Origin of the sequence: Providencia rustigianii DSM 4541, from assembly GCF_000156395.1 — a bacterium.
Taxonomy (GTDB): Bacteria; Pseudomonadota; Gammaproteobacteria; order Enterobacterales; family Enterobacteriaceae; genus Providencia; species Providencia rustigianii.
Genome location: NZ_GG703817.1, coordinates 822 through 15,621, shown reverse-complemented (window position 1 = coordinate 15,621; position 14,800 = coordinate 822). Strand labels below are relative to the sequence as shown.

General features: G+C 40.2%; 23 protein-coding genes, 1 tRNA gene and 2 pseudogenes. 16 read left to right on the top strand and 10 right to left on the bottom strand.

Annotated elements, in window-relative coordinates; translation table 11 throughout:
• Positions 1-67: 67 nt before the first annotated feature.
• Complete coding sequence (locus PROVRUST_RS00130; RefSeq protein ID WP_039853963.1) at positions 68-997, top strand: DUF1177 domain-containing protein; 930 nt, start codon at positions 68-70, stop codon at positions 995-997.
• 94 nt (positions 998-1,091) lie between these two features.
• Here PROVRUST_RS00130 and cspD read toward each other — a convergent pair whose 3' ends face one another.
• The 8 genes and pseudogenes from cspD to PROVRUST_RS00090 form a co-directional block, all read right to left on the bottom strand.
• Positions 1,092-1,331 carry a cold shock domain-containing protein CspD gene (cspD, locus tag PROVRUST_RS00125; RefSeq protein WP_006812622.1) on the bottom strand — a complete coding sequence of 80 codons (240 nt, stop codon included), beginning with the start codon at positions 1,329-1,331 and terminating at the stop codon, positions 1,092-1,094.
• A 289-nt stretch (positions 1,332-1,620) separates the two neighbouring features.
• The gene (locus PROVRUST_RS00120) at positions 1,621-2,754 is read right to left on the bottom strand and encodes a phage integrase Arm DNA-binding domain-containing protein (protein WP_006662243.1); all 1,134 of its coding nucleotides are present in this window, start codon (positions 2,752-2,754) and stop codon (positions 1,621-1,623) included.
• Positions 2,744-2,980 (bottom strand): hypothetical protein, encoded by a 237-nt coding sequence (locus tag PROVRUST_RS00115; RefSeq protein WP_006662242.1) that lies wholly within the window; start codon positions 2,978-2,980, stop codon positions 2,744-2,746. Before PROVRUST_RS00115 ends, PROVRUST_RS00120 begins: the two co-directional genes overlap by 11 nt.
• A gap of 270 nt (positions 2,981-3,250) precedes the next feature.
• Positions 3,251-3,766, bottom strand: a pseudogene (locus PROVRUST_RS00110) (hypothetical protein); the annotation flags it as partial.
• 51 nt (positions 3,767-3,817) lie between these two features.
• Positions 3,818-4,645, bottom strand: coding sequence for a YfdQ family protein (locus PROVRUST_RS00105; RefSeq protein WP_006812620.1), 828 nt, complete (start codon positions 4,643-4,645; stop codon positions 3,818-3,820).
• A 61-nt stretch (positions 4,646-4,706) separates the two neighbouring features.
• Positions 4,707-5,078, bottom strand: a complete 372-nt coding sequence (locus PROVRUST_RS00100; RefSeq protein ID WP_006812619.1) for a hypothetical protein — start codon at positions 5,076-5,078, stop codon at positions 4,707-4,709.
• Positions 5,079-5,272: 194 nt separating this feature from the next.
• A complete protein-coding gene (gene csrA, locus PROVRUST_RS00095) occupies positions 5,273-5,458 on the bottom strand; it encodes a carbon storage regulator CsrA (protein ID WP_006812618.1) in 186 nt (61 codons plus the stop codon).
• Between the two features lie 30 nt (positions 5,459-5,488).
• On the bottom strand, positions 5,489-5,719 hold the full coding sequence (locus tag PROVRUST_RS00090; RefSeq protein ID WP_006812617.1) for a hypothetical protein: 231 nt from the start codon (positions 5,717-5,719) through the stop codon (positions 5,489-5,491).
• 154 nt (positions 5,720-5,873) lie between these two features.
• Here PROVRUST_RS00090 and PROVRUST_RS00085 point away from each other — a divergent pair, with 154 nt between their 5' ends.
• Entirely contained in the window at positions 5,874-6,761 is an 888-nt protein-coding gene (locus PROVRUST_RS00085) for a BRCT domain-containing protein (protein ID WP_006812616.1), read from the top strand.
• On the opposite strand, the gene PROVRUST_RS00080 is transcribed toward PROVRUST_RS00085, so the two are convergent.
• On the bottom strand, positions 6,744-7,430 hold the full coding sequence (locus PROVRUST_RS00080; RefSeq protein WP_119246328.1) for an XRE family transcriptional regulator: 687 nt from the start codon (positions 7,428-7,430) through the stop codon (positions 6,744-6,746). The two genes, PROVRUST_RS00085 and PROVRUST_RS00080, sit on opposite strands and share 18 nt — an antisense overlap.
• A gap of 125 nt (positions 7,431-7,555) precedes the next feature.
• Here PROVRUST_RS00080 and PROVRUST_RS00075 point away from each other — a divergent pair, with 125 nt between their 5' ends.
• The 13 genes and pseudogenes from PROVRUST_RS00075 (at position 7,556) to PROVRUST_RS00015 (ending at position 14,303) form a co-directional block, all read left to right on the top strand.
• Positions 7,556-7,792: a transcriptional regulator gene (locus PROVRUST_RS00075; protein WP_006812614.1), complete on the top strand. Its 237-nt coding sequence runs from the start codon at positions 7,556-7,558 to the stop codon at positions 7,790-7,792.
• 67 nt (positions 7,793-7,859) lie between these two features.
• Positions 7,860-8,318, top strand: a complete 459-nt coding sequence (locus tag PROVRUST_RS00070) for a YmfL family putative regulatory protein (RefSeq protein WP_006812613.1) — start codon at positions 7,860-7,862, stop codon at positions 8,316-8,318.
• Between the two features lie 80 nt (positions 8,319-8,398).
• Positions 8,399-8,566 carry a hypothetical protein gene (locus PROVRUST_RS20445; protein ID WP_169305262.1) on the top strand — a complete coding sequence of 56 codons (168 nt, stop codon included), beginning with the start codon at positions 8,399-8,401 and terminating at the stop codon, positions 8,564-8,566.
• Positions 8,563-9,702, top strand: coding sequence for a hypothetical protein (locus PROVRUST_RS00060; RefSeq protein WP_006812611.1), 1,140 nt, complete (start codon positions 8,563-8,565; stop codon positions 9,700-9,702). Before PROVRUST_RS20445 ends, PROVRUST_RS00060 begins: the two co-directional genes overlap by 4 nt.
• Positions 9,689-9,937, top strand: a complete 249-nt coding sequence (locus PROVRUST_RS00055; RefSeq protein ID WP_006812610.1) for a hypothetical protein — start codon at positions 9,689-9,691, stop codon at positions 9,935-9,937. The genes PROVRUST_RS00060 and PROVRUST_RS00055 overlap by 14 nt, the downstream gene beginning before the upstream one ends.
• Positions 9,937-10,581 carry a phage N-6-adenine-methyltransferase gene (locus tag PROVRUST_RS00050; protein WP_006812609.1) on the top strand — a complete coding sequence of 215 codons (645 nt, stop codon included), beginning with the start codon at positions 9,937-9,939 and terminating at the stop codon, positions 10,579-10,581. Before PROVRUST_RS00055 ends, PROVRUST_RS00050 begins: the two co-directional genes overlap by 1 nt.
• Complete coding sequence (locus PROVRUST_RS00045) at positions 10,581-10,997, top strand: hypothetical protein (protein ID WP_006812608.1); 417 nt, start codon at positions 10,581-10,583, stop codon at positions 10,995-10,997. Before PROVRUST_RS00050 ends, PROVRUST_RS00045 begins: the two co-directional genes overlap by 1 nt.
• 171 nt (positions 10,998-11,168) lie before the next feature.
• Positions 11,169-11,555, top strand: a complete 387-nt coding sequence (locus tag PROVRUST_RS00035; RefSeq protein WP_006812606.1) for a RusA family crossover junction endodeoxyribonuclease — start codon at positions 11,169-11,171, stop codon at positions 11,553-11,555.
• A 191-nt stretch (positions 11,556-11,746) separates the two neighbouring features.
• Positions 11,747-12,091 (top strand): annotated as a pseudogene (locus PROVRUST_RS20050) (DUF968 domain-containing protein); the annotation flags it as partial.
• A gap of 32 nt (positions 12,092-12,123) precedes the next feature.
• Entirely contained in the window at positions 12,124-12,561 is a 438-nt protein-coding gene (locus PROVRUST_RS00025; protein WP_172459964.1) for an antiterminator Q family protein, read from the top strand.
• A 325-nt stretch (positions 12,562-12,886) separates the two neighbouring features.
• Positions 12,887-12,964, top strand: a tRNA-Asn gene (locus PROVRUST_RS19690).
• A 59-nt stretch (positions 12,965-13,023) separates the two neighbouring features.
• Positions 13,024-13,434, top strand: a complete 411-nt coding sequence (gene psiE / locus PROVRUST_RS00020) for a phosphate-starvation-inducible protein PsiE (RefSeq protein WP_006812603.1) — start codon at positions 13,024-13,026, stop codon at positions 13,432-13,434.
• Positions 13,435-14,054: 620 nt separating this feature from the next.
• The gene (locus PROVRUST_RS00015) at positions 14,055-14,303 is read left to right on the top strand and encodes a hypothetical protein (protein WP_039853958.1); all 249 of its coding nucleotides are present in this window, start codon (positions 14,055-14,057) and stop codon (positions 14,301-14,303) included.
• Here PROVRUST_RS00015 and PROVRUST_RS00010 read toward each other — a convergent pair.
• Positions 14,275-14,520, bottom strand: coding sequence for a hypothetical protein (locus tag PROVRUST_RS00010; RefSeq protein WP_006812601.1), 246 nt, complete (start codon positions 14,518-14,520; stop codon positions 14,275-14,277). The two genes, PROVRUST_RS00015 and PROVRUST_RS00010, sit on opposite strands and share 29 nt — an antisense overlap.
• Positions 14,521-14,684: 164 nt before the next feature.
• Between PROVRUST_RS00010 and PROVRUST_RS19050 the strand changes: the two genes are divergently transcribed.
• Positions 14,685-14,800: lysis protein S (locus PROVRUST_RS19050; protein ID WP_006812600.1), on the top strand; the 116-nt coding region annotated here is incomplete at its 3' end.

Here is a 14,800-nt window from a genome sequence, read left to right as displayed (position 1 = left end):
ATACCCCTTTGGTATCTTAGTAGCCCTAAAACTATCTAAAAAAATAATTAGAATTAAAGGAAGTACAATGACTCTAAAGCAAACTCTGTGCGTTTATGAGCTGCTCGATTGTGCAAATGTTAGTGGGAATGATGTTGTTAAATTGTTCCAAGATTTTCCCGCCGTACAAGTCACCTCAACAACAGTGACAGACAGTAAAGGTCAAAGTGACTTTATCCGCATTACCATCCCCGGAACTCAAGGTAAATCCAAAGGTTATCAAGCACCAACATTAGGTATTATTGGGCGCTTAGGGGGAATTGGTGCACGACCTTCTCGTGTTGGTGTCGTCTCAGATGCTGATGGTGCAATTGCCGCGATCACCGCAGGATTGAAGCTTGCACAGATGCAGCAACGAGGCGATAAATTACTGGGCGATGTGATTATCACCACGCATATTTGTCCAAATGCACCGACCCGCCCACATACGCCAGTTGATTTTATGGATTCTCCTCTTGAAGATCAGACCATGAATCAATATGAAGGGATCCCTGAAGCGGATGCGATTTTGTCAGTCGATACCACCAAAGGCAATCGACTGTTAAATCATAAAGGCTATGCGCTTTCGCCCACCGTTAAAGCGGGTTATATCTTGCCTGTATCTGAAGATTTATTACGCTTAATGGAGTGGAGCAGTGGGCAAAATGCGGTGACTTTTCCATTGTCAATTCAAGATATTACGCCTTATGGTAATGGACTTCATCATATTAATAGCATCATGCAGCCTGCAGTTTCGACACTTGCACCAGTAGTGGGTGTTGCGATTTGTACTGAAACGGTTGTTCCTGGATGTTCTACCGGATCCAGTCACGAGGTTGATATTGCAGCTTCAGTGAAGTTTATCATTGAGGTAGCAAAAGAATTTGGCGAAGGTAAATGCTCTTTCTATGATTTGGAACAGTACCAATTATTGACCCAACTTTATGGGGATATGAAGCATTTACAGGATGCAGACTAATAATCGTTTATTTTGCAACTTATCTTAATACCTAATAGCCACAGTTAATTATTTACCCCTTAAAAATAATTAACTGTGCTCTATTACTCAATCATTATTCAACGAGTTGTTTGATTGCTTCATTACTTTCCACAACGGGAATAATGACGTTAGCATGGTTTCCTTTAGGACCGATGATTACACTGAAATTGACTTTTTGCCCTGCCTTGAGTGTGCGGTACCCCTCCATTTGAATGCAGGAGTAATGAGCAAAAATATCTTCTCCGCCATCTGATGGGCAAATAAAGCCAAAGCCTTTCGCATTGTTAAACCACTTAACGGTGCCTGTATCCATATTTTATCCTTTAAGTTTGCCAATCACTGTTTTATATACATGCATAAAATGCATATGTATACCAGAAGAGTTTTTTATTACACGTAAATTAAATTAATGTTTTATTTCGATAATATTTTTTATCTGTTTTTAACTTATTGTATATATTGATTTATTAAAATATCGATTTTCTTATTATGATTAAACGCATAAGGAGTGTTATGGTGTTTCTGTTTGTTTTATAAGCAATTATTTTCTTCCCCAAAACCCCACCAAAAATACTCCCCAAAACATTTAAAAATTTGAGTCTTTAAATTACGACAATTTTCCACTCTTTACCGCGATCATCGTTGTAATTATCAGTCATTACTTTCGACCTGTGACCTAACAATCTTTGAGTATCCAATCCTTGTTCTCGATATATCCTTTCAGAAAGAGAACGCTGTTCATGAAAGGTTGGTTCAGCACCTTTCGACCAAGTAATTCCACATTTATTACGTGCATTTTTAAACGCGGCCGTTAATGAGGTATTTGATATTGCCCCGCCTTTTTTACCCCTAGCAATAGAATGGCGATGGTGAAGTAGGTAAGGGCTAACAACAAGATCCCTACACATGGAGATCACATCACCAAGCGTCATTTCTATAGCATCACACTTCAGCGTTAATGGGATGGCAATTTTCGTCCCTGTTTTTTCTTGCTCAATGTGCAACATTCCATCCCAAACATCCGAGAATTTCATTTTTGTGATATCACCAAGGCGCTGCCCTGTAATTAGAGCTAATAGCATCCCATGCTGTAAGTAATGAGGGTGCATAGCTGCTTGCTGATAGATAGCCTTCCATTCATCCAGCGATAAGCGCTCTCGCTTCACTTTGCTTCTAGGTTTCTTGGTTGCAAGAGCAGGGTTATATCCTGGTGGAACATGGCCAACATGCTGAGCCTCTTTAAACACATCAACAATCACGGATCTGACTACTTGAGCCATTCGGTTATGCCCGAGCGCCTTTACTTCGTCTGTTATTTTAACGACTTCAAGCGCAGTTATATCTTTTAAGGACATCATCCCGCAGTGTTGCTTAAATAGATTTAGCGGCTTAATTTTTTGCTTATATGAGTTTAGCTTTAACTCTCCTTGGTCCATTCGTTCTTGCTGTATTTCTAAATATTTATCAATCCAATTGGACACGCTAATGCCAATTTTCTTATTTTTAATATTTGAAAGCCTGTCATTGATACTGAGTATTTGTTTTGTTTGCTGTTCAGCTATAACCACATTTGCTTGAGCGGCTACTTGCTCGGCTTCCTCGGCGTCCGTGCCGAGGCTATGAAACCTACCTGTTAACGGGTGTTTATATTGCCAATAAACCTTTCCGTTTCGTTTATCTAATTTCCGATACAAATTTGGAATAGTGATTTTATGAGCGCGGGGTCTAGCTGCCATCAGATAATATCCTTTGAAGTTTATCGTTTGAGCAATTCGGTAATTGAGGTTTGGAAACAATACCCACCCAGCGGGAATCACGATCTACCATCCATTTCTTACCAACTTTTAAGGCTGGTGGTACCATCATGTTCGCTTTCGCATACTTTAATAACACTTGCTTGCTGGGCGCATCATCACCGAATTCCAGTTTTGCCCATGCTTCTAGAGATACCATTCTAGACATAATTACCTCCACATATCTGCCCGCATGCAGACTAAAAATTCAACCACAAATACTCGGTACGATTTAACCTCACACAACAATTCTGTAAACTGAGTTAACTGTCTGGATATATCCATCAGCAAGATAAGTATCGATATTGATTACTCGTGATGTTTGAATAGAAGCGCCATCGTAGAATCGATTTTTCTTATCGTTGAAGATTTTCCCGTAAGCGCCATAACCGTAGATTTCTTCAAGCTTTAGATCGGCGTCATACTCAGGAGTAATCCCGGTCAATTGGTTATAACGATGAACAAACATGGCTCGAGCCTGAATGGGTAATAATGGATTTACATTGATTAAATCGCTAGCAGGGATACCCTCCAAAATCGCCCATAGATTTTTGCCATCCACATCTAAATCACGGCGTTCTGTTGCAAGCATTGTCAGGTCAGCATAGTGAACAACATCACTAATCACTGCTGGCAAGTTCCATTTATCGCAAATAACAGACTGAATAGTCTTTTCGATAGCCTTGTATTCCGGTAGCAATGCTTTTAATGGCGTTGGCAGGTCACGGCAATAAGCTTCAGCAGCATCATGCAATAATGCTTCCAGCGCATACTCTGGCGGTACAAGCTGGCTAACATAAACAGAGTGTTGAGCCACGGAATAGAAAGAGTCAATTTGACCAGCAAAGCGACATTCGTTAGATAAGCCCTGTGCAATATCTTCGATAGAAATATCTTCCGCACAGATATTAATGAAGTCGAAATGCTTGCCAGTAAAAGTTGAGATATAAGACATAATTACTCCACATGATAAATAGCGCCACCAGATCAGTGACGCATAAATTAATTAAGCTGAGAAATTCCCAATGAATGTTTCGATCTGAGTTTCTTCGAATTTAGCAGAAAGAATGTCGCGAAATTCTTGAGCCATTAGCTCCTGAAGGTTTTCAAGTTGAACAATACGAAGCACCAGTGCTGGTGTATCTTGTGAGGTTAAAATGCTATAGCGCAGCTTAATTGCTCGTTCTTGTAATTCATCATATGGAGTGCATTTGAATTCAAAAGCAGCTGGCATAATGTCTTTACTTTTCGCTTCGACATTTTCCATCACAGAACGTCGCGCTGAGAAATCACTATCTTCATGATCTGAAGAACGACTTGATTCGATCGTAATTCGGCGAACAGCACCAATTGCTTGCTTAATATCTAAAACATTACCGTCAGCATCGAATGCTAATAAGTGATCGCGCCAATCTTCTAACCACTCAGCAAGTTCTTTCTGACCTTGCTTGCGCCCATTTACTGATAGCACAGCAGAAAAAGGCGACGTCTTTTTCAGTACGATAAGTGCAGAGTTATCAGCATGACCAGGATGTTCAATAGTGCCTAAGTTAAAGATAGTTCTTGCTGTCATATCTTCAGCATCGATAAAACAACGGACACCAAGAGCGTCAGAATACCCAACACTATATTTAACAAAATCATTAATGCTGGTGGTTTTTAATGAACCACGAAAGCGATAACGGCCATTTTGATATCGTTCTAAATTAACAATTTCTAAACCATTTGGTACGGCTACTGCTGGACATGGCATATTTTCAACAGCATTTAAGCGAACACCAGAAATAGCTAGTTCCGTAATTTGAGAAATAGCATCACCATTTAATTGAGACATAAAAGCTCCTACTTATTTAATAAAGTATTTTTAAAGATTGGTATTTAAATAAAAAAAGAATTTAATTAACTTGTCTTAATTTTCCATCAGGGTCGCCATTGATAGCGAATAATTGCCCCTGATCTTCTTGCATAACTGAAAGCTTACCGCCTTTATTGACATACATCGGCGTTTCGGTGGTGTCTTCTTCAGAGCGCTTGCCTCGAGGTGTTGGCGCAGAAAACTTAAGTTTATGGGAAATCATAACTCGCTTTTCTTCAATTGAGTTATTCAGGCGGGAAATATCCATTTCAATAATAACTTTCCCTTTTCCACCGTTATTTAAAACGCCTAATGCAACATCATTTAATACAGCTGAAACTTTATTTTCAAATACACCACCATCTAATTCCCCAAGGAATTCCGGTACATTTGTTTTTTTATCTTCACTCATGAGTTGATCCTCATTAAAGGTTATTACTCCACAGATAAGACCGCTAATATTGATTAGACATATTTACCCGTATGAACTGACTAAATATCAGCGGTCTTATGTGTGATGTAAAAAAGGGTGGCTACTGAACAGAACATTATCATCATCCTCGTAGTGTGGAAGATTCAGGTCGCCACCAAAACTATCAATAACTACTAACTAGCACTGGCATTATTATTTTCAGCTTGGATCCGAAGATAAATTTCTTTGCGGTGAATACTTGTATCTTTTGGTGCTTCGATGCCAATCCGCACTTGGCATCCTTTAATTCCCAAAACAGTGACTTTGACATCATCACCAATAACAACGGTTTCACCGGCACGACGGGTTAAAATAAGCATTCCACTAATTACTCCACAAAGTTAAATCAACTAAGCACTAATAGTGACTTTACAGCGTTCGGTCTGCTCGAAAATTTCATCATCGAGCTTTTCAATCTTGCGCTGCAGTTCGACTTTATCTTGTTCTAACTGAGCTTGTTTAGCCTTAAGCGACTCCAGCGTATTGAATTCAGCTGCTTTTTGAAGAATCCACGCCTGTGCATCTTCCTGCGACATTGGCACACTAAAAGTTACGATTGGTTCATTTGAATTGGGTTGCATGAGGTTCTCCTAAGTTGTCAAAGTTGTTTATAAAAATAACCGTCCAAAACATCCTTAAGTTGTAATTTAGTTGTATTTAAACTCAAAGTCAACAACTTTATGTTGTTTGATTTAAGTTAAAGAAAATTAAAGGATAGAGAAAATAGGAGAGAGTATGGATATCAACCCGGCGTTTAATTACAAAAGAAATCGTGACAAGTTATTTGCAAACCTAATTTCTATCATTGATGGAGTGCTATCGGATGGTGACCTCTCTGATTCGGAAGTGGTTTATTTGACCACATGGCTATCAGATTCAGAGGTTATATCGAATAATTCGTTTGTTGAATTATTGCAGAACAAGATAAACCAAGTGCTTGGGGATGGAGTTATAAGCACCGAGGAAAGAAAGGAGTTAAAGCAATTTTTAGTGGGCGTTCAGCGTTCCATTATGGACATGCCTGCAATAGATTTATTCTCCTTAGAATCGGACATAAATCTACTCAATGGGTTATGTAAAGGGGTTGTATCAGATAAAAAACTAACCAACGATGAAGTTAAGTATCTTGATTGGTGGCTAACTCAAAACGGCATGTTGAAGCGGAATTACCCCGGAAAGCATCTTTATGAATTAGTAAAATCGATCTTGGCAGATGGAGTTATCGACGAACAGGAAAGCGCCATTCTATATCAAGCATTAGTGGATTTTTCGGGTACCGATTTAGATAGTGGCATAGTTGATGGGCTATCTTGCAATCTCCCTTGTGATGAGATTGACTTGATAGACATCTCAGGCAAGGCGATTTGCTTGACAGGGAATTTCCTATCAGGGAAGCGCTCCGTCATTGCTAGCATGATAGAAGAGGCTGGTGGGCATATCTCCGATAAGGTAACCCTAACATCAGATTACTTAGTAATCGGCGCTCTATCCTCCCGAGACTGGAAATATTCCAGCCATGGGAGAAAAATCGAGAAAGCAATAGAGGACAGAGATCAGGGTAAGTCTATAATAAAAATCACAACAGAAGATATATTAATGAGGTCATTACCAGCTTCTAGATGACCAGAATACCCGCCCAATCACATGCACTCTGGCAGCTGCTTCATTTCGTGGCAGCTGCTCATCTGGATACTCATCTTTATTGAAACTGCGAATTATTATCCCGCCATCAGGGCGATATACTAATATTTTTACGCGCAGCAGCACCCCATCCCTAATTGCATAAAGGTCACCATCTTTAATGTCTCTTTTACTGACGTCAACGGCAACTAGATCCCCGCTATTCAGCACAGGATAAAGACTATTACCAATTATTTTTACAATCCTTGCGTTGCTTGCAGAGACGCCATATTTACGCAATTCATCCCTTCTGAATGGGTAGGTGTATTCTTCTGATTCAATAATCTCAGCATTAGATCCACCTCCTGCGGCTAGTTCAATATCAAGCACTGGTATGTCCACAAAGTCTACATCGCTACAATTAGGGATATCTTCCCATTCCTTTACTTCAAATTCTGTTTTTAACCCATTCCCATCTCTGGTGCCGAATTGCAACCATTGAGCTGAAACATTAACAGCCTTGGCAATATCAGAAATTCTACGAGGTGAGTTTGTTTGACCTGCTTCAATCTTTTGAATGGATTGCTGACTAACTCCGACTTTTTCTGCCAAATCTGCCTGGCTCATCCCGGCTTTTATTCGTGCATCTAACAACCGTTTAGCTATAGACATTGTGATCCCTCCCATTGATTCGACATTTTACAACTTTAAGTGTTGTAATTTCCAACATCTAAAAGTTGTCAAAGTTGTTATTTTGAATTACTCTAAAGTTGTTTTTTACAACTTAAGGGGGAGTTATGGGTAACTCAATTGTCGAGTCGTGTGTTATCGGATTGCAAAAGGCAATTGATGCAACAGGCGGGCAGACTCAATTAGCAAAACGTATTAGTGACATTTCAAATAAACCAGTAAAGCAGCAACAAATCTGGAACTGGCTGAACAGAAACAAAAGAGTGCCGGCAGACAAGGTGCTAATAGTTGAACGAGCATCAGGGGTTTCACGAAATACATTGCGTCCAGATCTCTACCCATAACAACGGGGAGATTCTACAAATAACAACTAACAACGTTAACTACCAACAAAACAACGGAATTGTAGATATGTGCAAACAAACACTAAAAGAAGTCGTGAAAGAAATGTGCAAGGCATTTCCCGGTGGTCGTTCTGCGATGTCGGGTGCTTTGGGTATTTCTGAGACTACTTTCAACAATAAGCTGTATGAGAAGAACGGCTGCCGTTTCTTTGAAAGTGATGAGTTGGAAGCGATGGAAGAATTGTCAGGCACTAAGTTGCTGGTGGAATACCACATGAATCGTCATGACATGGTGCCAGCAATGAAAGTTGAGGCTGAGAATCTTGATGAAGTTGAATTATTTGAGATTCGGATGAACCTAGGCGCTATGCAAGGGGCTCTATCCATCCTCATCAAAGACAGTATTTCTGATGGTTCTCTGAGTGAAGAAGAGATTAAAGCGATAGATCGCAAGCTTGCCAAAGTCTTTGGTTATGCAGCGGGATTTATTGAATCACTGAAAACTGTTTATGGGATTAAAAAATGATGAGTAACGCCAGAAAGGGTGACGCCCCAGATATGCGGTCCGAGGCGTCGGTTGCTAAAAACATTTGTGGAGTAATTAGCATGAGTAGCTTAGCAAATTTAACGAGTCATCCGCAAGTACGAGCTTCAATACGCGGTAACCGTTTCGTCTATGAGATTAAATTATCAAATGGTTACCAAGAAACCAACTACAAGTTTGTCGAGTGGCTGGTAGGTGATTTTAATGCAAGCAAGCAGGTGAAGGCATGACAAATACATTTGACATCGTTCAGGCTATGTCAGGGCATAAAAACGTAATTGTTATTCCTGTGCCTTATCTTGAATTCTTCAAAGGGGATCAGCAGGCGCATGCGCTAGCAGCTGTGCTTAATCAACTTGTGTTTTGGTCTGGTATTTCATCCAGTGCAGGCGACGGTTGGTTTTATAAGAGTCATGAGGAACTGGCTGACGAGATTAAAGGCTTATCGGGTGAAGAACAATCACGTCGATTAGTGGATAAACTGCGCAAGAAATACTTCCCGGGCATCATTGAAACGAAAACCAAGAAAGTCAATGGCACTCCAGTGACGCATTATAAATTAGATGGAAATGCGCTTATCTCAATGATTTTCCCGTCAATTTCTGAAACGTCGAAAGTGCGGAATGAAAACGTCGAAAGTGACGATTCGAATCGTCGAAACTGCGGAATGGAAACCGCAGAAATGCAGAATCATGGAAACGTCGAAGATGCGGATTCCTATCTTTATACAGATCTTAACTCAGATAAAAACTTACAGATCAATAAAACCCCTTCGTCGCAGAATTCTAACGAATCCAGCGACAAGGCTGAGAATGATATTTCTAATAAAAATTTAAGTTCAGCGGTATCGAGTGCGAATGGTCAGCTGTGGGGAACGCTTGAGGATTTAGAGACAGCCCAGTGGATGTTTAAGCGAGTTCAAGTGATTAACTCAACTCAGAAAGCCCCTAAGTGGTTTGACTGGGCTAATGATATTCGCTTGATGCGTGAAATTGATGGTCGCACACATGAGCAAATCTGTGCGTTGTTTGATTGGGCTAGCCGGGATTCCTTCTGGCACAAAAATATTTTAAGCACGAAAAGCCTGCGCAAGCATTTTGACACCCTAACAGTTAAGAGCCAAGAAAGCCCACACACTGCGAAAAAGCAAGCAGCAGCCCACAATCCAGAATGCGACAAAGCTTACAAGCGTTTTTTAAGTCAGTCGTTGCCAATTAGAAACCCATCGGAACTTGAGATATTGGTTTGTAGAGAGGCAAGCAATGCGGGTGTTAAGCGTATGCAACCGGATTGGGCGCAAAAGAAATGGGTAAGTATTTGGAATGAATGTGAACAGCGCTTAGGAGGACAGCATGATGCGCAGTGAAGCTAAAAAAATCTACGGTACTAACGTTTTTGGCATTGTCGCCATGTTGCATCAGCTGCGCCGTTGGTGGGTTATTCGTGAATTGCGAGGTTGCTGGAATGACTCTCGACGCGGTTTGGTTGCCTGTAAAAAATTCAATCACTTAAGTTCAGTATCAGAGCATTTCAATGTTCAGCAACGTTACAAGCGCATTCGTATGTTTGCAAAGCCCCACCAGCAGCGAGGGACTATTTGATGAATAAATATATTCAAAACCTCAATGCATTGAAAGAAAAGTCATTACACAAATTAAATGAAATCGGCGATCAGTGGCAATCTCCCGAAAATCTGGTGTACGGCGCTAACGCAATCTATGGACCATTCACGCTAGATTTATTTACTGATGGTGAAAATAGCAAAGCACCTCACTTTTACACGGCAGAAGACAATGCACTCATTCAAGATTGGTCGGAAAAACTAAAAGAAATCGGCGGTGTAGCCTTTGGTAATCCTCCATATTCAAGACCTTCATATCACGACAAACAGGCTATCACAGGCGTTATTCATATTATGAATTACGCTTCAGCGATGCGTGAAAAAGGTGGGCGTTATGTCTTTTTATTGAAAGCAGCAACAAGTGAAAGCTGGTGGCCACAAAATGCGGATCACATTTGTTTTATTCGTGGGCGCATAGGATTTGACGTTCCTAAGTGGTTCAACCCAGCTGATGAAAAACAAAAGCCATCTGGCGCAATGTTTGCTGGGGCCATAGTTGTTTTCGATAAAACGTGGACTGGAAAAGCATTTGATTACATCAATCGTGAAGAGTTAGAGCAGCGTGGGAAAGCATTCATAGAACAAGCGCAGTGGCTAGCTAAAAAAATGGGGGTGGCAGCATAATGGATGGCACATACATTCGATGCGTTGAACTTATCAAGGGAGTTCGCCATCTAGATCAGTTCAACTTCAATCATGTACAAAATTTATGCGGGTTCAGGCGCAGTGTTGCTGGATATCTAGTTAAACTCCTGTGCAGTTTGGATTGCGTTAAGCTAACCGGTCGCAAAAAAGTAAATGGCAAGGGGGCTATCCTCAATCATTACGTAGTAGATGCATTTGCAATTACTAAGTTAAAGCAGGTGAAATTTAAGCTTGATCAACCAGCAAAGCCTAAAAAAGTGAGTGAAATCAAAAAGTGTGAAGGTGAGCTTCAATTCGAAAGTGGGATTAAGGTTGTTGAAAAAGCCAACATCGGCGATATGGGGAATCATTCACTTAAACAGCTAGATAGATTGCTGGCAGGAGTTAGAAAGTGAAAAACAAGATGCCAGAAATCCATCAATGTAGGTGCGGAAGTGAAGATCTACACATCGAAACACTTGAGTACCGCACTTGGTTTTATGTTTATTGCCATAGTTGCGGTGCGAAAGGTCCAGCGATAAACGATAAACCAGAAGCTGTAAAAATCTGGAATAAGGTGGTAGCCAATGAGTAACCCAATCACTTTTATTCTGCCGTTCCCGCCAAGCGTAAACACATACTGGCGACACGTTGGCAAAAAGACCCTCATTAGCGAAAAAGGGCGCAAGTTCAGAGCTAATGCAATAGCTGCCGTGTATGAGCAGCTACGCAAAAGACCAAAGGCAATCACTGAGCATGTATCTGTCACTGTAAAGATGTACCCACCATCAAAACGTCGAATGGATATCGATAATTACTTAAAAGCACCTTTTGATGCATTAACGTATGCGGGTGTTTGGAGTGATGACGTTCAGGTTAGGCGCGCAATCATTGAATGGTGTGAAGTAGTCAAAGGTGGTCGGTTTGAAATTGAGATACACCCTCTTAATACGGAAGGGGGAAAATCAGCATGATTCATCAATGGATATTAACTCCAATCATCATTCCAGAAGTGAAGGCAGTGATGTTTAAACCAGGAGCGAGCCTAGGTATGTTTAGTGGCAGAATGCTGATCACGACATTACCTGATGAATTAAAGCATCAACCCTCGGGTTTAATCTCTTCTTCTCAACATAACTTCAGCGACGAGGTGAATGGTGAACTGGTATCAAAACCTGTATTAAATTTAACCATAGACGCTGAGCCACCAGCAAGCTTTATGAAATTACCAAAGCTTCAGCGCTGGGAGAGTGTGAAATATCTGCAATGGGTTAAATCACAGCCTTGCTGTGCTTGTGGCGCCACTGCGGACGATGCCCATCATATTATCGGCTATGGACAAGGTGGCATAGGTACAAAGGCCCATGACTTGTTCACTATCCCATTATGTCGAGTTCACCACAGCGAGTTACACAAGGATCCTAAAGGGTGGGAACAAGAAAATGGTAGCCAGTTAGTTTTGTTATTTAAATTTCTCGACCGGTCAATCGGTTTGGGTGTATTTGGTTGATGCGTTGTGCGGAACGCAGTGGAGATTATTGCATGAGAGATATTCAGTTAGTTTTAGAAAAGTGGGCGGGCTGGGCAAGTAATAACCCCGGTGTAGATTATTCGCATATTGCAGCTGGATTTAAGGGGTTGATCTCAAATAAAGAGGCTCCTAGGCTTTCATGTACTGACAATGATGGAATTATTATTGATAGTGTCATTGCTAAATTAAAAGCGGTTAGAAAAGATGAAGAACTAGAACTGATAGTTATGCATTATTTGTATGGTGTATCAAAGCGCGGCATTGCAAAAAAATTAAAGGTTAGCGAGGGGCGAGTTCGCCAGATGATGCAAGTAGCGGAAGGGTTTGTTGATGGGTGTTTAGCCATGATTGGTGTAGTTTTAGAAATGGATAGTGAAGTTATGGGGAAACAAAACACGGTGGATAGTGAAAAAGTATTAGTGCGCTACGCAAAATCAATGCTAGTGTGATAAGAGTGAATACGTTGTCACCTAACTTATAGAATGAAACCTCGTCACCGTGCGGGGGTTTTTTATTATTAATCGCGCATCCTACCGATATGTGTGTTATGGTGTTTAATACAGCATACCTCATTGCTATAAACAGCAAGCCTTGCAATCGCAAGTTTTTATCTAAAAAATAGATGTGGTATCCGACGGGAAAATACCTAAGGAAAAGCCATGGCAAGGTCTATTATTTATGACTGTATTTTTAGGTTCATCAAAAATGTTTTTATCATTACGCTTATGTTTTTAGTGATCTACGTAACGCTAGATTGGCTAAAGTAAGTCTATTCCGCCATTAACTCAACTGGAAGAGTATTTAGCCTAATTAAGGCTAAGAGTCGAGGTTCGATGCCTCGATGGCGGACCATCGTATATTCAATGACCCCACTAACTAATGTATAAAGGTTAAGATCCTGAGGGGGTATCGTGTCTGGATTGAGTCAATCAAAGCTAATTAGTAGAACATTGCAATGGGTTAGCAGTGCTGCATTACTTTTACTCGCAGCTATATTAATTATCTTTTTAATCAAAGAAACCGTAGTATTGGCCGCATTTTTATTTGCGGTTAGCAATTCTTCGTCAATTTACCTTCTCATTGATGGGCTTATCATTTATTTTTTATATTTTGAGTTTATTGCTCTAATTATCAAGTATTTTCAGTCTAATTATCATTTTCCATTGCAATATTTTATCTATATTGCGATTACTGCGGTAATTCGACTTATTGTCGTTGAACACAAAAATCCTCAATTGTTTATCGTATACTCGATCACAATACTGATACTGGTTGTTGCATTGTACTTTGCAAATTCCGAAAGGTTAAAACCGAAGGAGTAAGAGCACTTTTTAATGAGTGTCTTTATAATGATAACTCTATTTGCTAGCCTCTATCTTGCACATAGCGAGATTGCAGCGAGTAGGGTTTTCATTGTGGAGAATGTCAGTGCTGATTGGCAAATAAGCGAACGATGGCTGAGTAGTATATAAGGCGGTTGCTGTAAGACTTAAACTGAAAATCTAGTCATGAAGGAGTTCAGCTTTTGCCTTCACAATAACTATTTAATTCCCCCCAAAATCTGAGGGAAGAACCGAATACTGGTAACAATGGGCATTAACTCCAATCCTCCGGAATTTTCGGATAGTTAGTAATTCAATGTAACTATTTGAAAACGCCAATATACGCCAATATCTTAAGTTAAATTTCAATAAGTCGCCTAGTGCGGCTTTTTTATTGGATGTTTACAATTAGCCAATAATAGCTACATTTAAATGACAATAATAAAAGGCTACTAAATTGGATGGTTATATATGGCTATATTCGGTGCGCTTCAAAAGGTCATGATGCTAACTGTGTTTATATTGCTGTTTATTGCATTTCCGTTCTGGCTGAAGTAACTCAATAAAAAATAATCCAAGGCTGCCATTGTGTAGCCTTTTTTCGTTTAAGAGAGGTAGTTATGAGTATTGATATGTTGCGCGCAGAGCTTATGAGCCTGAAAGAGTTGGTGTCCGCGCAATCCAGTGAAATCACTCTTATGAAAATGCAGATCGCTGACATGCAAAAGGTAGCGACCTGCGAGCAATCAGACACACCTAACCTTGGTCACCCTAATAAAGCCCATGTTTTATGCCGATTAAAGGGTAAAGATGGCTTTCTTGAAGTGAATGCTGATGATTCTAATCATTTCCGTCTAAAAAGAACTTAGTTGATTTGGCAATTAAAGCAATTTGATCATGGCATGTTGTTTCTTTATTCCACTCTAAGGCTAAGTCGAACAACTTATATAGCTCCTCAATTTTTTCTCGATCATTGTTTGTCGCTATATGGGCTAATAAAGGAAACAAAATCGCTGTAGCGCTAGCCATTTTTTGTGGGTCTAGACTTATTGAACTATCATCAATATCTTCAAACTTATAACTCATATTTATTCTCCACCGAAGTTAATCAGCCATCCCTTCGGCAAGTCGCATAGGGCTGAACCTCTAACTTATCTCAAATACTGATTAAATTCATTAATCTAAATCTAGCTGCTATTGCTGGTGGCTTTCTATTAACTAAATATCGGGCACTCCGTAGGGGGTGGTATATGCGTATGGATAAATTAACGACTGGCGCCTCCTATGCTGCCTCGACAGGTTCAACGTTTTACTGGTTAAAGCAATTATTAGATGGTTTTTCATCGGAACAATGGGCAGCGATTGT

Bases quoted from the DNA above. Each gene is read 5' to 3' on its own strand.
- PROVRUST_RS00130 (WP_039853963.1), top strand. From the start codon at position 68: ATGACTCTAAAGCAAACTCTGTGCGTTTATGAGCTGCTCGATTGTGCA.
- cspD (WP_006812622.1), bottom strand. From the start codon at position 1,331: ATGGATACAGGCACCGTTAAGTGGTTTAACAATGCGAAAGGCTTTGGC.
- PROVRUST_RS00120 (WP_006662243.1), bottom strand. From the start codon at position 2,754: ATGGCAGCTAGACCCCGCGCTCATAAAATCACTATTCCAAATTTGTAT.
- PROVRUST_RS00115 (WP_006662242.1), bottom strand. From the start codon at position 2,980: ATGTCTAGAATGGTATCTCTAGAAGCATGGGCAAAACTGGAATTCGGT.
- PROVRUST_RS00105 (WP_006812620.1), bottom strand. From the start codon at position 4,645: ATGTCTCAATTAAATGGTGATGCTATTTCTCAAATTACGGAACTAGCT.
- PROVRUST_RS00100 (WP_006812619.1), bottom strand. From the start codon at position 5,078: ATGAGTGAAGATAAAAAAACAAATGTACCGGAATTCCTTGGGGAATTA.
- csrA (WP_006812618.1), bottom strand. From the start codon at position 5,458: ATGCTTATTTTAACCCGTCGTGCCGGTGAAACCGTTGTTATTGGTGAT.
- PROVRUST_RS00090 (WP_006812617.1), bottom strand. From the start codon at position 5,719: ATGCAACCCAATTCAAATGAACCAATCGTAACTTTTAGTGTGCCAATG.
- PROVRUST_RS00085 (WP_006812616.1), top strand. From the start codon at position 5,874: ATGGATATCAACCCGGCGTTTAATTACAAAAGAAATCGTGACAAGTTA.
- PROVRUST_RS00080 (WP_119246328.1), bottom strand. From the start codon at position 7,430: ATGTCTATAGCTAAACGGTTGTTAGATGCACGAATAAAAGCCGGGATG.
- PROVRUST_RS00075 (WP_006812614.1), top strand. From the start codon at position 7,556: ATGGGTAACTCAATTGTCGAGTCGTGTGTTATCGGATTGCAAAAGGCA.
- PROVRUST_RS00070 (WP_006812613.1), top strand. From the start codon at position 7,860: ATGTGCAAACAAACACTAAAAGAAGTCGTGAAAGAAATGTGCAAGGCA.
- PROVRUST_RS20445 (WP_169305262.1), top strand. From the start codon at position 8,399: ATGAGTAGCTTAGCAAATTTAACGAGTCATCCGCAAGTACGAGCTTCA.
- PROVRUST_RS00060 (WP_006812611.1), top strand. From the start codon at position 8,563: ATGACAAATACATTTGACATCGTTCAGGCTATGTCAGGGCATAAAAAC.
- PROVRUST_RS00055 (WP_006812610.1), top strand. From the start codon at position 9,689: ATGATGCGCAGTGAAGCTAAAAAAATCTACGGTACTAACGTTTTTGGC.
- PROVRUST_RS00050 (WP_006812609.1), top strand. From the start codon at position 9,937: ATGAATAAATATATTCAAAACCTCAATGCATTGAAAGAAAAGTCATTA.
- PROVRUST_RS00045 (WP_006812608.1), top strand. From the start codon at position 10,581: ATGGATGGCACATACATTCGATGCGTTGAACTTATCAAGGGAGTTCGC.
- PROVRUST_RS00035 (WP_006812606.1), top strand. From the start codon at position 11,169: ATGAGTAACCCAATCACTTTTATTCTGCCGTTCCCGCCAAGCGTAAAC.
- PROVRUST_RS00025 (WP_172459964.1), top strand. From the start codon at position 12,124: ATGAGAGATATTCAGTTAGTTTTAGAAAAGTGGGCGGGCTGGGCAAGT.
- PROVRUST_RS00015 (WP_039853958.1), top strand. From the start codon at position 14,055: ATGAGTATTGATATGTTGCGCGCAGAGCTTATGAGCCTGAAAGAGTTG.
- PROVRUST_RS00010 (WP_006812601.1), bottom strand. From the start codon at position 14,520: ATGAGTTATAAGTTTGAAGATATTGATGATAGTTCAATAAGTCTAGAC.